The sequence below is a fragment of the Anoxybacillus sp. LAT27 genome (assembly GCF_022030075.1).
Classification (GTDB): domain Bacteria; phylum Bacillota; class Bacilli; order Bacillales; family Anoxybacillaceae; genus Anoxybacillus; species Anoxybacillus kestanbolensis.
Genome location: NZ_JAIWYK010000007.1, coordinates 1 through 15,292 on the forward strand (window position 1 = coordinate 1; position 15,292 = coordinate 15,292).

Annotated in this window: 16 protein-coding genes and 1 other RNA gene; 9 read left to right on the top strand and 8 right to left on the bottom strand. The window is 39.3% G+C overall.

From position 1 onward, the window contains the following. The 5 genes from LD028_RS00790 to LD028_RS00810 all read left to right on the top strand — a co-directional run. Nucleotides 1-115, top strand: a 115-nt coding sequence (locus LD028_RS00790; RefSeq protein WP_237810601.1) for a transposase, incomplete at its 5' end; no start/stop codon positions are given. A gap of 276 nt (nucleotides 116-391) precedes the next feature. Further along, nucleotides 392-847, top strand: coding sequence for a chemotaxis protein CheX (locus LD028_RS00795; protein WP_237810589.1), 456 nt, complete (start codon nucleotides 392-394; stop codon nucleotides 845-847). A 266-nt stretch (nucleotides 848-1,113) separates the two neighbouring features. Further along, nucleotides 1,114-1,263, top strand: a complete 150-nt coding sequence (locus LD028_RS00800) for a cytochrome c oxidase subunit 2A (RefSeq protein WP_003396066.1) — start codon at nucleotides 1,114-1,116, stop codon at nucleotides 1,261-1,263. A gap of 21 nt (nucleotides 1,264-1,284) precedes the next feature. After that, nucleotides 1,285-1,758: a cytochrome c oxidase subunit II gene (locus LD028_RS00805; RefSeq protein WP_006318623.1), complete on the top strand. Its 474-nt coding sequence runs from the start codon at nucleotides 1,285-1,287 to the stop codon at nucleotides 1,756-1,758. Beyond that, nucleotides 1,755-3,404, top strand: coding sequence for a b(o/a)3-type cytochrome-c oxidase subunit 1 (locus LD028_RS00810; RefSeq protein ID WP_237810590.1), 1,650 nt, complete (start codon nucleotides 1,755-1,757; stop codon nucleotides 3,402-3,404). The genes LD028_RS00805 and LD028_RS00810 overlap by 4 nt, the downstream gene beginning before the upstream one ends. A 26-nt stretch (nucleotides 3,405-3,430) precedes the next feature. On the opposite strand, the gene LD028_RS00815 is transcribed toward LD028_RS00810, so the two are convergent. From LD028_RS00815 to LD028_RS00845, 7 genes are all read right to left on the bottom strand, one after another. Beyond that, nucleotides 3,431-4,945, bottom strand: coding sequence for a carboxypeptidase M32 (locus LD028_RS00815; protein ID WP_237810591.1), 1,515 nt, complete (start codon nucleotides 4,943-4,945; stop codon nucleotides 3,431-3,433). Between the two features lie 54 nt (nucleotides 4,946-4,999). Beyond that, nucleotides 5,000-6,928 (bottom strand): ATP-dependent DNA helicase, encoded by a 1,929-nt coding sequence (locus LD028_RS00820; protein ID WP_237810593.1) that lies wholly within the window; start codon nucleotides 6,926-6,928, stop codon nucleotides 5,000-5,002. Between the two features lie 115 nt (nucleotides 6,929-7,043). Continuing rightward, the gene (locus LD028_RS00825) at nucleotides 7,044-8,177 is read right to left on the bottom strand and encodes a THUMP domain-containing class I SAM-dependent RNA methyltransferase (protein WP_237810594.1); all 1,134 of its coding nucleotides are present in this window, start codon (nucleotides 8,175-8,177) and stop codon (nucleotides 7,044-7,046) included. Between the two features lie 6 nt (nucleotides 8,178-8,183). Beyond that, on the bottom strand, nucleotides 8,184-9,917 hold the full coding sequence (locus LD028_RS00830; RefSeq protein WP_237810595.1) for a putative bifunctional diguanylate cyclase/phosphodiesterase: 1,734 nt from the start codon (nucleotides 9,915-9,917) through the stop codon (nucleotides 8,184-8,186). Between the two features lie 63 nt (nucleotides 9,918-9,980). Beyond that, nucleotides 9,981-10,373, bottom strand: an RNA gene (rnpB, locus tag LD028_RS00835) — RNase P RNA component class B. A gap of 67 nt (nucleotides 10,374-10,440) precedes the next feature. Then, nucleotides 10,441-10,737, bottom strand: a complete 297-nt coding sequence (gene gpsB, locus LD028_RS00840; RefSeq protein WP_004890279.1) for a cell division regulator GpsB — start codon at nucleotides 10,735-10,737, stop codon at nucleotides 10,441-10,443. A 124-nt stretch (nucleotides 10,738-10,861) separates the two neighbouring features. Further along, the gene (locus LD028_RS00845; RefSeq protein ID WP_009361305.1) at nucleotides 10,862-11,095 is read right to left on the bottom strand and encodes a CotD family spore coat protein; all 234 of its coding nucleotides are present in this window, start codon (nucleotides 11,093-11,095) and stop codon (nucleotides 10,862-10,864) included. A gap of 371 nt (nucleotides 11,096-11,466) precedes the next feature. Here LD028_RS00845 and LD028_RS00850 point away from each other — a divergent pair, with 371 nt between their 5' ends. The 4 genes from LD028_RS00850 to LD028_RS00865 are packed head-to-tail and all read left to right on the top strand — an operon-like array spanning nucleotide 11,467 to nucleotide 13,847. Beyond that, entirely contained in the window at nucleotides 11,467-12,834 is a 1,368-nt protein-coding gene (locus LD028_RS00850) for a globin-coupled sensor protein (RefSeq protein WP_237810596.1), read from the top strand. Between the two features lie 23 nt (nucleotides 12,835-12,857). Continuing rightward, on the top strand, nucleotides 12,858-13,187 hold the full coding sequence (locus LD028_RS00855; RefSeq protein WP_077428433.1) for a hypothetical protein: 330 nt from the start codon (nucleotides 12,858-12,860) through the stop codon (nucleotides 13,185-13,187). Next, complete coding sequence (locus LD028_RS00860; RefSeq protein ID WP_237810597.1) at nucleotides 13,165-13,557, top strand: ATP-binding protein; 393 nt, start codon at nucleotides 13,165-13,167, stop codon at nucleotides 13,555-13,557. Before LD028_RS00855 ends, LD028_RS00860 begins: the two co-directional genes overlap by 23 nt. Then, nucleotides 13,554-13,847, top strand: a complete 294-nt coding sequence (locus LD028_RS00865; protein ID WP_237810598.1) for an STAS domain-containing protein — start codon at nucleotides 13,554-13,556, stop codon at nucleotides 13,845-13,847. The genes LD028_RS00860 and LD028_RS00865 overlap by 4 nt, the downstream gene beginning before the upstream one ends. A 26-nt stretch (nucleotides 13,848-13,873) precedes the next feature. Here the strand turns inward: LD028_RS00865 and LD028_RS00870 are convergent, their stop codons facing one another. Beyond that, the gene (locus LD028_RS00870; RefSeq protein WP_237810600.1) at nucleotides 13,874-15,010 is read right to left on the bottom strand and encodes a PP2C family protein-serine/threonine phosphatase; all 1,137 of its coding nucleotides are present in this window, start codon (nucleotides 15,008-15,010) and stop codon (nucleotides 13,874-13,876) included. Nucleotides 15,011-15,292 lie beyond the last annotated feature (282 nt).

Genomic DNA, 15,292 nt, shown 5'->3' on the forward strand with positions numbered 1-15,292 from the left:
AAAAATGGAGGGAACGAATAACAAGATCAAGCTAATCAAACGTAGGGGGTACGGATACAGAAATATCCATCGTTTTGCCTTGCGGGTTCGCCTAGAAACAGCTAACATACTTTAATGGCAGATGCAAGTACATCTTTTGGTGATGAACCATTAATGATAATATTTTTCTGGTAAAGGAATTTTATACATATTAAGTAAAAAAGCCTCCCTCACCACAATAGGAGGAAAGCTTTCGACGTTTTGAAAGGAGGTATGTTGTTGTGCACTTCCATTATAACGCAATTTATTGTTTCGTCACTATGTTTTTTATGTTTTCTTTGTCTAGATTTGTCGAAAAATGATGTAATGGAAGCGAAAAATTTGTTATGATGAAGAAAAAAGGAGGGCTTTTATGGCTTTAGGTGAGAAAATTACAACGATTTTAAACGGAACGATCGAATCGATTCGCTCTGTCATCCCGCTAGCAATGACAATCGAAAAACCTTCATTGTTTACACAACCTTTCACTCAAGCGTCTATTAGTGTATTGATTGGGATGACCGGAGACTTACGGGGACGCCTAATGATTGAAGGGCATGAAACGATGTTTGGAAGTATCGGAGAAACGATGTTCGGTATGCCTTTAGAAGGTGAAATGCTCGAGTCATTTACCGGTGAGCTCGGCAATATGATTGCAGGAAACTTAGCAACGATCGTATTTCAAAAAGGAATTACAATCGATATCACTCCTCCTACTGTTCTTGTTGGTCAAACAAAAATTTACGGTTTTGATAAAGCATTTCGCGTGCCGATTCACTTTGAAAATAAAGGAGAATTGCAGCTCATTTTAACAATTGATAACGAATAAGTGCGAAGAGAAGCTTGCGTTTGTAAGCTTCTTTTTTATTTTTTATCCATCTTTTTCTAAATATTTCACACTTTTTTCACAACCTCACAAAATTCGTGTGACAAAAGTCACAGCTACTCCTTATTTTTACGGTTATGATGATGGTAAAGTAACGAATGAACAATTTGTGAAATGTACGAAGAAAGCGTTTCATTTCGCAAATTGTTTTGTATGATGTAAGTGTATACATTTCTAATTAAGGGTTATTTAGGAAAGGAGGAATAGAAATGAAAACCCAATTAAACACAAACACCCCAAAAACAAAAGTGGAGAAAGAGCCTACATTGAAAGGAACGCTCGCTTCTGTTTTGTTTTTAGGATTTTTCCTCATTTTCACGTGGGTAAGCGTGTATTTCTTGTTTTTAAATCGTTTATAGAGAGAAAGGAGACGGGACGTTATGCACATGCATAAATATGAAAAAATTTGGCTGTTTTTCGGCATCGGTTCATTATTCGTATTTTTAGCTGTCTTAGGAGTCGGTGCATTTGCGCAAGGAACACAGCCGCCAAGCTGTTTAACAACGATCGATCCGGAAAAAGTCGATCAAACACCACCATTTGATAAACCGGGTCTTGTTAAAACTGGAGACAATGAATATCAACTCAATATCGTTGCTTCTGCATTTGCGTACACGCCAAATCAAGTCGAAATTCCAAAAGGAGCAAAAGTAACGATCAACGTAGCAACGAAAGATGTCATTCATGGATTTGAAATGGCTGGAACAAACGTAAATATGATGGTTGAACCTGGTTATGTAAGCAGCTATACACAAACATTCGATAAAGTCGGTGAGTATGTCATTTTGTGTAACGAATATTGCGGTGCCGGTCACCACTTAATGACGGCGAAAGTGAAGGTGGTTGAACAATGATAAACGGAACTTGGAAAGTCGATGCACGTGATGGCAAATTAGCCATGGCTCATATTTATGTTGCTTTCGTGGCGCTTGCCTTAGGGGGGCTTGCTGGGCTACTACAAGTGCTTGTACGCTCAGGAAAATTCGAATTACCGGCAGGCATTAGCTATTATACAATTTTAACAACGCATGGCGTATTGCTTGGACTCGTTTTAACTACATTTTTCATTATCGGTTTTCAATTTGCAGCTGTAAGTCGGACGGCTGGAACGCTTTCTGATCGCGCACGCTTTTGGGGATGGGTCGGTTTTTGGCTCATGACAATTGGTACAGCAATTACTGCCTTTTACATTTTAATTGGCGAAGCTTCTGTTTTATATACATTCTATGCACCACTACAAGCACACGCAGGTTTTTATATTGGTTTAACACTTGTTGTTGTCGGTAGCTGGGTAAGTGGATTTGCGATGTTCGCTCATTATGCAAAATGGAAAAAAGCTCATCCTGGTCAAGTAAGTCCGTTACTTACGTTCATGTCTGTTGTTAACATGGTGTTATGGCTCGTTTGCTCGCTAGGTGTTGCAGCAACTGTATTATTCCAACTTATTCCTTGGTCATTAGGTTATGTCGATCGTATTAACGTACTTGTAAGCCGAACATTATTCTGGTATTTCGGTCACCCGCTCGTATATTTCTGGTTATTGCCTGCATATATGATTTGGTATGCAATTATTCCGAAAATTATCGGTGGAAAAATGTTTTCTGATTCTCTTGCTCGCATGTCATTCATTTTATTCTTAATTTTCTCAATTCCTGTTGGCTTCCACCATCAGCTTGTGGAACCTGGAATCGATCCAGCTTGGAAATACTTACAAGTTGTTTTAACGTTTATGGTTGTCATTCCATCATTAATGACTGCGTTTTCAATGTTTGCAACGTTTGAGATGTACGGTCGCTCTAAAGGAGCAACAGGATTGTTCGGATGGTTACGTAAACTCCCTTGGGGTGATGCCCGTTTCTTTGCACCTTTTATCGGTATGTTGTTCTTTATCCCTGCTGGTGCTGGTGGTCTTGTCAACGCATCACATCAATTAAACCAAGTTGTTCATAACACGATTTGGGTAACGGGCCACTTCCACTTAACATTAGCGACAACCGTTGTATTGACATTCTTTGGTGCAGCTTATTGGCTCATCCCACATTTAACAGGACGTGTGATGACAAAAGCGATGAACCGTTTAGCGATCATTCAAACGATCGTTTGGTCGATTGGTATGATTTTCATGTCTAGTGCAATGCACTTTGCAGGGTTGCTTGGCGCTCCTCGCCGTTCAGCATTTTCAACATACGGAGATGCACCACAAGCGCTAGAGTGGATTCCTTACCAAATCGCTCAAGCAGTTGGCGGAACAATCTTATTCATCGGTATTATTCTTGTGCTCATTATCGTTACAAACTTAGCATTTTTCGCTCCAAAAGGTGAGACAGAGTTTCCAGTTGCTGAAGTTGCTGAACAGGCTGAGCGTACACCACTCGTATTTGAAAACTGGAAATTATGGATCGGCATTGCTGTTGTACTCATTTTAATTGCATATACTGTTCCATTTATCGATATGATCCAAAATGCACCTCCTGGCTCAAAAGGATTTAAACTTTGGTAAAAAAACCGGGCGTTTGCCCGGTCTTTTTATAATCGATAAATATGTTTATATTTGTCTTCCAAATAGAGAATCAAGTAAGTTGGATTTAACCCCTCTCCAGTTACTTCATGTAAAATCTCAAGCGGCTTTTTCGTCTTTCCATATTGATGAATATGGTTTGTAAGCCACTCTCGAATACGCCCGAATTCCCCGTTTTCAATCAACTGATCAACATTTGTCAACTCTTTCTCCATTGCATATTTAAACTGGGCGGCATACATATATCCGAGGGCGTATGACGGAAAATAACCAAAACTTCCCCCAGCCCAATGAACATCTTGAAGAATCCCTTCTGCATCACGTTTTGGACGAACACCTAAATACGCCTCATATTTTTCATTCCAAATATGTGGTAAATCTCTTACTTCAATTGCGTCATCAAACAACGCTTTTTCCATTTCATATCGAATGATAATATGTAATGGATACGTCAACTCATCCGCTTCAATGCGAATAAGAGACGGTTTGGACTCATTAATTGCGCGATAAAAATCATCCAATGAAACGTCAACAAAATGCGGAGCATATTGTTGTAGCAAGCTATAATATCGCTTCCAAAATGAATAATGACGAGCAATAAAGTTTTCATAAAACAGCGACTGCGACTCATGAATGCCCATCGACGTACCATCATAAAGCGGTGTACCTGCCCATTCTTTAGAGATGTTCTGTTCATAAAGAGCGTGGCCGCATTCATGAATTGTACCAAATACTGCTGTTCGAAAATCGTTTTCGTCATATTTTGTTGTAATTCGGACATCCCCTTCATTTAATGTTATCGCAAAAGGATGTACAGTTTCATCAAGTCGTCCTGCATCAAAATCGTAGCCTAATTCTTTTAAGAGGACTAGACTAAACGCTCGTTGCTTTTCTTTCGGAAATGACTGAAATAAAAAGTTCGTTTCCGGCTTGTGTCGCGACTCGTTAATTTGTTGAACGAGCGGAACAATATGATTGCGTAATTTTGAAAACACATCATCTAACAAGTCGACAGTCACACCAGGTTCGTATAAATCTAATAACGTATTATATGGGTGTCCATTTGTCCCCCAATATGTGACAAAGCGTTTTGTGAAATCAACAAGTTGCTTTAAGTATGGTTCAAAAAGCGAAAAGTCAGATTTCGCTTTCGCTTCTTCCCACACACTCTCTGCTTTCGATTGTAAAATGACATATTGTTTGTATTCATCAGCAGGAATTTTTTTGTTGCGTTCATACTCTTTTTGGCATTCTGCTAACGTATAACGAGTGACCGGCGATACTTGTTCTTGTACAGATTTCGCTGAAAGTTCCGCAATATATGCGGCCATTTGCTCGGACGTTGACATATGAAACACCTCTTGTGATAACATTCCGATCACTTCCGAGCGTTGGTCAATCCCTTTCTTCGGCGCCCCTGTACGTAAGTCCCAATACATAAGCGAAATCGCTTCTTTATATGCCATTATTTTTTTGACATACTGTAAAAACTGCTTCTCTACTGCTTGAATATTTTTTTTCATCTTCTCCCTCCATTCCATTGTATTTGTTATTCTACAATACTTATAAATATTCCTTCATTTTTGATGTACGTCTGTCGGCAGTACACGCTTTATTGTTTCAATCACTTGCATAGGTTCATCGTCTGTCACAAAAATACATACAATTCCCCGATCATCTCGTTGGCGAATAAGTCTGCCTACCCCTTGTCGTAATCGTAAAATCATATACGGAACGTCCACTTCCCAAAATGGATTGTCTGTTTGTTTTCGTTTCGCTTGAAAAACAGGGTCATTTGGCGGATAAGGGAGCGCCCAAATGATGACGTTGCTTAGTGACGGACCAGGAATGTCTAATCCTTCCCATAAATGTTGGGCACATAAAACCGTTTCTTCTTCATTTTGAAAACGAGAAACAAGTTCGCTAATTTCTTGATCCCCTTCAAATAAAAAAGTGAATCCTTCTTCTTGCTGAGCACGAGCTTTAAATTCATTTAATTGTTCACGCGTTGGAAACAACACAAGTGCACGCCCGTTTGTTTCCCGAATTTTTTCGATAGCGTATGCGTATTTCTTTTCAAATATGCGTTCGTTATTTTCAAATATCGGCATATAAATCGTCATTTGTTCATCATAGTCAAACGGGGAATCAACATGAAATGATACATACTCATCAATACCCAGACTTTTTGCCATATAATCAAATGATTTTTCATTCGATAATGTGGCAGATGAAAAAATAAATGGAATACGTTTAGAAAACACTTTTTCGCGCAACACTTCTTGGACCGTTCTCGGCATAATAACAAGCGTGTTGCCATCGAGCGACGATTCGAGCCATGTAATCGCATCCCGATTATGAATGAATAAATATAGTGAATGGTGAATTTGATCTAAGTATTCATCAACAACTTTCAATTGATAATGGTCGATCGTATACGTCTCACTCTCAAATACGAGCTCGTCTCCAATTTGTTCAACTTTTGTTCGTAACGTTTGTGCTAGTTGTGACAGAGACGGAGTGAACGTTAATTCTTGACGATTAGATCCTGGTACCGCTTTAGCATGATTCATCAATTCATCAAAAAATCGTGCACTAAGTTCTAATGTATCTTCGATTAAATAAGCTAATTGTTCGCGAATATCATTTTCTAATAAACGAGAAAGCAACGTTTCTAATGTCGTCTCTTTCATACGGTATGTTAACGCTTTTTGAGCAGCAAATTCTAATAAATGTCCTTCATCAAAAATGACACAGCTCGCTTCAGGTAAAAGTGGTAACTGCCCTTCACGTTTCCGTGCTTCATACGTCCAAATATGTTCCATATAAAAATCGTGAGAACAAATAATTAAATCCGTCGCTTTGCGATAGTAATCGCGCGATAACGTTTGCCCACAACGATGACGTTTTTCACACGCTAAACAGTCTTGAAACGGATCCCAAGCAATTTTTGACCATTGCTCATCGCTTAAGTGAGCGTAATCTTTTCGATCGCCATAATGGTAAAACGTTTGGAGCGGAGCATGGTCATGAACAAATGAAGGCAATTCGTCAAAAATTTGTTCATATAATTCCTCTTCTTCCGTCATCAATATATCGTCTAATTTGTTTAAACATAAATATTGATCGGGCGATTTCGCTAGGCGAACGTCGATGTTTATGTTTAAAACGCGTGAAATTTTAGCAATATCTCCTTCTTTTTTTACAAGCTGTTCAATTAATGTTTCATCTGCACATGCAATGATGGCAGGTTTTCCAATATATCGTGCATAGCAAATGGCGTAAAGTAAATATACAATCGTTTTTCCTGTTCCTACTCCGGCTTCAGCAAACATCACTTTTTTCTCTTTAAACGCTCGCTCAAGTTGAAATGCCATAAAAATTTGCTCATCACGTAATTCAAAACCTGCTTCTGGTAAAATATCATAAAATACGTCCCCGATCCATTCATTTAATTTATCAAAAAAATTTTCATTTTTACTTAATGCAAACGGATATTTGCTCATACTTTTTTAGCCCCTCCATCAATTTAAACGAAGTACACAAACATTAATTATCGTTCAAAAAAGGAAAGAAGTCAATGAAGTTGAAAAGAAAAAGCTGCCAGCAAGACAGCTTTTTCTAAGAACGTGGCGGACGAGGTCCCCAAAATTGATAATATTGTGTTTCAATGAAACCGTTAAATAGTTTTCGACGTTTTGTCGCTTGCTTCCCGTACAATTGCTCAAAATGGCGGTGAGAGGTCAATATATAAATCGACCACGTATCGAGTGCAGCGAATGTTTTTCCCATTTCCCGATATAACTGTTCTACTTCTTCCTTTTCTCCTAATCGTTCACTATAAGGAGGATTGCCGACGATGACGCCATATTCCTCTTTCGTTCGAAAATCTTTCACTTGCATTTGTTTAAATGTAATCAAATCTGCTAATCCTGCTTCTTGTGCGTTTGTTTTCGCGATGTCGACCATGCGGTGATCAATATCAAATCCGACAATATGTAGCGGTTGATCATAGCGTGCTAAATCTTCCGCCTCTTCCCGCGCTTCATCCCATAAATGAGGTGGAATCCAACTCCATTGTTCAGATACAAAATCGCGGTTAAATCCTGGTGCGATATTTTGACCAATCAGCGCCGCTTCAATCGCAATCGTTCCCGACCCACAAAACGGATCAACGAATGGACGATCTGGTGTCCAATTCGTCAACCGAACGAGCGCTGCCGCTAATGTTTCTTTTAATGGTGCTTCTCCTTGTCTTACGCGATATCCTCTTTTATGCAACCCTGCCCCGCTCGTATCGATCGTTAATGTAGCAACATCTTTATGGAGAGCAACTTCAATACGAAACAACGCACCCGTTTCTTCAAACCACGAAACACCGTAATGTTGCTTTAAATGTTCTACAATCGCTTTTTTTACAATCGCTTGGCAATCGGATACACTAAACAATGTTGATTTTACTGATTTTCCCACAACAGGGAATTGGGCATCAACCGGTAAAAACTGTGCCCACGGAAGCGCTTTTGTTTGTTCAAATAACTCATCAAACGTCGTTGCGCGAAATTCCCCTACTTTTACCTTTACACGGTCAGCTGTGCGAAGCCATAAATTTGTGCGACAAATCGCTCGCTCGTCCGCCACAAATGTCACTTTTCCATTGTCCACTTGACAATCATACCCGAGCGCACGCACTTCATCTGCAACGATCGACTCAAGCCCCATTGCTGCAGTAGCAATTAATGTGATCTGTCTCATATTCATTCACCTTTCATTGATGTATTCGTCCCATTCTTGAACAAATTGTTGTACCTCGTCGATTGGCATCGGTTTAGCAATGTAATATCCTTGTGCCATATCACATTGTTGTTTATTTAAAAATTCATATTGTTGCTCTGTTTCGACCCCTTCGGCCACGACAGATAAATGCAAATGATGCGCCATCATAATAATTGTTGAGACGATCGTCGCATCATCGCTATATAAAGAGAGGCGACGAATGAACGATTGATCAATTTTTAAAATATCGATTGGGAAACGGTGCAAATAACTTAATGAAGAAAAACCTGTCCCAAAGTCATCAATAGCTAGTTTAAAACCACACTGTTTTAACTGTACAAGTTTTTGAACAGATTCCTCTGCATTTGGCATAATCGTACTTTCCGTCAGTTCTAATTTAAAAAAGCGCGGATGTACATCATGTTTTTTGACGATCGTCGATAATTGCTGAACGAAATCATCTTGTTGAAAATGAACAGCAGAAATGTTTATTCCGATTTTTACGTGGGGAGCGAATTGATGAATCGCCTTCATATGTACACATGCTTGTTCAAATAGCCACTTCGTCATCGGAACAATCAGTCCTGTTTCTTCTGCTAATGGAATAAATTGCGCAGGAGAAACGAACCCGATATTCGGTCGTTTCCAACGCATTAACGCCTCTAATGCTTCAATTTTTTTCGTTTTCATATTGACAATCGGTTGATAGCAAACAAATAATTCATTTCGTTCAATCGCTTTTCGTAAATAATTTTCTAACGTCACTACTTCGCTTTGATAGTCTAATTTAGCCGTATATAGTTCAAAACGATTTCTTCCGCTTTCTTTCGCTTTTTGCATAGCGCGATCGGCACGACGTAATAACGTTTCCCCATCATCTCCGTCGTTTGGATACATGCTTATCCCAATGCTTGCCGAGATGTATATATCTTTGTTATGTAATAGAAAAGGAGCTTGTAATGATTCAATCATTTGTTCTGCTATGCTAACAGCTTCTTGAACGTCTTTTAGTTTAGGTAAAATAACAACAAATTCATCTCCACCAATGCGAGCTAACGTATCTTTCGTGCGCAGTCGCTTTTTTAGACGATTGGCCACTTTTTTTAACAATATGTCTCCACTATAATGACCGAGTTCGTCATTAATATATTTAAATCGATCTAAATCAAGAAATAAAATCGCTAGCTGTTGATTGTAACGGCGTGCCATATCAAGCAAATGTTGTAGACGTTTCGTAAATAATTGTCGATTTGGAACGTTGGTCAACAAATCGTAGTTCGATAATCGAGCAAGTTGCTCCATCGTTCGCTTATGTTGTGTGACATCTGAAAAAATGGCTACATAATGCGTTGTTCTTCCAGCGGCATCATAAATAGCTTTAATTGTTAGCCACTCGACAAACAACTCACCATTTTTTCGTTTATTCCAAATTTCTCCCTTCCAAACGCCATGATCACGTATCGTTTCCCACATGTTTTCATAAAACTTGCGATCGTGTAGTCCAGAACGAAGAATATTCGGTTTTTTACCGAGCACTTCTTCTTGCGTATAACCCGTCACCGTTTCAAAAGCTGGATTAGCTAATAAAATATGCCCTTCACTATCCGTCACAATCATTCCTTCGTCCGCTTCTTGAATAATCGTATGGGCAATAGATAAAAATGTATGTGTTTCAAACAAAGATGACAATTTTTTGTTCACCACAAACTCTCCCCTCATATTCCCCCAAAAAAAACAAAAACTCTCCTGATGTTGTGCAGGAGAGTGATGCCATGAACCATGTTCTGTAAGCCATGTTCTGTTCCGTCGTACTGCAAACGGCTTGCGCCTCGTACTTCGGCGGTAATCATCTATCTACAGGCTGTACGCCTGTCCTTCTCTCCGTTCATTTCCTTCGAGAAGGTGCCCCTACCATCATTTGGGTTTCTCGCTCGTGGGGTTTACCGCGTTCCACTCTTGCCGTTTCCAGCAAGACTACGTCACTGTGGCACTTTAAAGGTAGTCGAGCCATATCCGTTGAAGGACGTAGGCTTTTTCCCTGCCGTCAGCCCAGCGCATCGCCAGACTGCCCTAGCTTATGAATTCGCTAGGCACGAACACTACGGGCATCTCAGCACCGTGCGAGCATGGACTTTCCTCTACGATGCATACACATCGCAGCGATTACCCGAACATGATTCATGTAAGCATATGTTAGTATATCCGAAACGATAAGCCAAATCAATAGAAAAGGTTGGAATATTTATTCGTAAAGTTTGTTTCCGAAAACATGTTTTTCTAAATTGGAAAGACGTTGTAAAATATCGAAGTTCGTCGTTCCTGTTTGAGATGGCTGACGTTTTTGTGCCTCCTGCAATTGGCTTTTCAATTTTGCATTTTCTTGTTGCAATTGTTCAATCATTTGATGAAATGTTTCATAGTCTTTAATGACTAAATCAAGAAAGCGATCAACTTCATCTTGATTGTATCCGCGCATACTTATTTTAAACTCTTTTTCAAGAATGTCTTTTGCTGTTAAGTTGATGCGGTCCGACAGCACGTTTGCTCACCTCAATTATCCATGTCTACACCTATTCTTTCAAAAAAAGCAGTCGTTGTCAATTTTTCATTTTCACAAACTTCGTCTTTTTTTCGACAAAAAACCGAAGGCGAATTGCCTTCGGTTAAAATGGACGTGGAAACGGACCAGGCCCTGGACAAACAACATGTTGATGGGATACATCGTTTACAACAGATTGCGTATGCGGAAAATAATGTTGATGTTGAAATACATGATGGTTCACATACGTCGTATGTGACGGATGAATGTGCGGCACAATCGTTGTTTGCATTTGATGTTGTGTACAACATTTTGTTGGGTGAACGATTGGCGGCATCATATTTGGACGACAATGCATATTTCATACCCCTTTCGTATTAAAGTTTGTTACACTTCTAGCGTATGTGCAAAGGGGTATACATGTACTAATGGAAATACCTATTTTACATGAACGTATAAATGTTATGTTTCATATTCGCAAAAATGATAACTGTAGCTCCTACTAGCACAAAAAATAAATATAAAATTTTTTTACTCATCGCTTCTCTCTCCGCTATTCTTATTGTTCACAAATAAACATTTTACTTCGTTCTTCTTTGTTCGACAAGCAGGGAAAACTTTGTCATTTTTTGCGCTTCCCTCGGAAATAACATAAAAATTTTCCTTCTTCTTTTTGCCGTACATGATATAATATTTTAGGGGATTTTTATGAAAACTGGAGGGGAAACGATGTCAAAATGTCCATTTCACACTCTTTTTAATGAACATGGGAGAATTCAACTGTTCCGTAAAAAACACCAAAAGGAAAATGAAGATATGAATGTTCGTCCTTCTACATCTTCACACATTGCAACGTTTTATCACCAACTCCTTTCAAGCGATCGTAAGCAACAAGTTGCGTTCGTCAAATTAACGGAGGAAGATGTACAACGACTTGCTTCGATTCGCCCACTTTTTGCTAAACATGTCGAACGAATCGTCAATGCGTTTTACGATCAAGTTGGGCAAATGCCACATTTAAGACGCATTATTGATAATCATTCAACGATTGATCGCTTAAAACAAACGTTGCGCGCTTATTTAATGGATATGGTATCGGGTGAAATTGGTGAGCAATATATTATTCGTCGCAAAGTGATCGGCAATGTTCATAACCGAATCGGTTTGTTTCCAGAATGGTACTTAGGTGCTTACACAATCATTCAAAACGAAGTGCTTCGTATATTGATGGAAGAATTACCTCCAATAGAAGCGACAAACATATATTGTTCGTTTGCTAAGCTTTGTTCTTTCGATATGCAAATTGCAATCGAAACGTATATTGAGTCGTATACATCGTCCATGATGAAGTTAAACGAAATTGCAGAGTTGCAGCATCGTTTAACAGAATCGTCGACAACGCTTGCTTCAAGCGCAGAAGAAACGACTGCTTCTATTTTTGAAGTACAAAAAAATGTACAAGGAATGTTGGACGAAGTAGCAAGCATTCAACGCCAATCCGTTCAAATGAGCGAACGCGTCGAAAAAGGAAAAGAAGATGTCAAACAAACGTTAACGAAATTAGATAGTGTCGCTACGTTAATTGAAGGAACAAAGTCGCTTACAAACGAACTGACAGATAGCTCGCGAAAAATCGGAGAAATCGTCAATGCGATTCGCAGCATTTCCAATCAAACGAACATTTTATCGTTAAATGCCAACATTGAAGCGGCGCGTGCGGGTGAACACGGAAAAGGATTTGCGGTCGTTGCGAATGAGGTGCGAAAGCTTGCGACGCAGACGGAACAATCGCTTGACTACATTCAAAATCACATTGATATTGTGCAACAAACGATTCGTAAATTTGAACAGGCGTTTCAACAAATTGTCGAGGAAACGCGAGCATTCCGACAAGCAAACGAAAGCATTATTCACATCTTTGACCAATCTGTTACTGATGTAAAGTCAACAAGTAAAAAAATTGACCAATTTACTTCAGTCATCGAACAGTTTCACCAAATGTTTGATGAAATTTCATCTGCTGCCTCACAAATTGCTGAAATGGCCGAACAGTTAAACGATTTAAATCAAGAGTTAACGGAAAAGTTTAATTCGTAATTGTTAAACGGAGGAAGATGACGATGAAACACCCACGGCTGAAATACGAGCAACGAACGTTTGCTCATATCGATGAAATGGCAGAAACGTTGCTTCATGAAGCAAACGAGCAACTCATTCGCATCGATATGGGACTTCTCCCAAACGATGTACCGTCACGCAACTATGCGAAGTTTCGTCTCATGCATTTGCAACGTTCGTTCGGAGAGAGCATCCCGCTCCCGTTTCGTTCAACATACAACTCTTTATGGAGTCAATTGTATCGTCTCGAGCATCAAGGTGATTATAAACATCCTTATATACAACAACTTTTGATTCAATTAAAAAACAATGATTCAAGCTCAGCTAAATGAAACAAATTATAGCACAATGATTTCGGCAATGCTCGAGCAAATACATGATCGTATTCAACTAGATGAAATAAAAAAATACACCATTCAATTAATATTATGGGAGCTTGTCTCAAACGTCATTCGACACTCTACAAAAAAATATGCTACTGTGCACATCAGCTGGTCAGATGAGGCAATCGTCATTGAAGTCATAGATGGAGGCGACGGCTTTCAATGGGAGGAAAAACTCAACGCCCCTCCTCCCGATTTAGCTAGTCAAGGAGGGCGAGGACTTTTTCTCGTTCAACAGCTTGCTTCACAATTTTCATTTGACGAAAAAGGAAAACGTGCCATTGTCGTTGTCGCGCGAAATAAAGGGGGAGAAATATGATCGACATTGTTACATATGATGATAAAATCGTTGTCTCTTTTCAGCAAGATATTAATTTCGAAACGTCACGTGTCATGGAAGAAACCATTCAATCGCAACCGTGGGACACATCCCATTTACAAATCGATTTATCAGCTGTTCGGTTCATTGATAGCTCAGGTGTTCGATTGCTTATTAGCTGGTTATATCCTTTAAAAGATCGCATGCGTATTGAAATGATAGGCGTTTCAGCACCTATTAAACATATATTATCCATCTGTCAATTGGATCAAATTGTAGACATTAAATAAAGGGGCCGAAATAGAGCCCCTTTTTGCTATTTTACATGAATGGAGACGAAGGTAATATCATCATTTCCTTTATCATATTGCGCTTTTTCGTTTATTTTCTTTACCATCCCATCAAACGTACGAGCCGTTTGCATCGTATCCGCAAGCTGTTTAGTGCATGCTTCACCTAACACTTCGATTAATCCATCTGTGTAAAGAATGAGATAGGTATCATCTTGAAAGGAGATCGTCCCTTTTTTATAAGGTGCATTGGCTACAATACCGATTGGAATGCCTCCTTCTTTTAGAAGCATGATTTTTCGATTCGTCATCAAGATCGCTGGAGGATGACCTGCGTTTACATACTCAATGACTTTCTTTTTTACATCAATTGTTCCGTAAAAAGCGGTAAAGTAATATTTCGTCTCCTTTCCGAACAATTGAAAAGCATGTCGATTTAATTCATGTACAACGAGAAGTGGATCTGTCACTTTCGTCATTAACCCATGTAATAACGAACGAATCGACATCGCAACAAGTGCCGATGCGACGCCATGCCCCATTACATCGATAACAATAAAAGCGTACATATGTGGACGAACTTGTTGCCAAAAATATAAGTCGCCAGATAGTTGTGAAGAAGGAATATACGTTCCAATCAAATGGATATGTTCATTATTCAGCGATTCAGGAAGTAAACCTTCTTGAACGAGCCGAGCTAAGTGCAAATCTTCATTCATCTTTTTTTGCATCGTCCACATATGCCGATAACTTTCCATATATGCTTCATTTGTTCGTTTTAGTTGGTCCATCGTTTCTTTTTGGCGATACGCCAATTGAACACGTGCAACGAGTTCGACCATTGTAAACGGCTTGCGAATGTAATCAAACGCTCCCGCCGCAAACGCTTCCTCTAATTTCTGTTCATCATCGTAACCGGTGACCATTAATACGGGAATATGTTGTAATTGCTCGTGTTGCTTGAATCGTCGGCACCACTCAATCCCATCTGTTTCTGGCATACAAATGTCCATTAAAATGACATCGACTTGTTGGGATAAAATATAGGCATATGCCTTATCCGCATCTTCAAATAAATGAATAGAAATGCCTTCGATATGTTCAAGCATCGCTTCCATCATTTCTAATGTCGGCATATAGTCATCAATAATTACTACTTTCATCTTCGGCCGCCCTTTTCGTTATATTGTTGTATATTTCATTTATACACGTTGCAAACCTGAAAAAGATAGCTTAAAGGTCAACTACCTAACGACTAAAGTCGTGGGCTTGCAACTCCCCAGAAGTGCAAGCGGACAGCATCCTCCTTCCTTCACTTGGGGTTGCATCAGGGCAGGTTGACAGCTACCCAACAACAAAAGTCATGCTTTTGTTGTTTCTTCAACGATGTACTCGATTCCTTTTCGTTGAAGATTCATCGCGCCAACTCGGTCGTCGTTTGATGT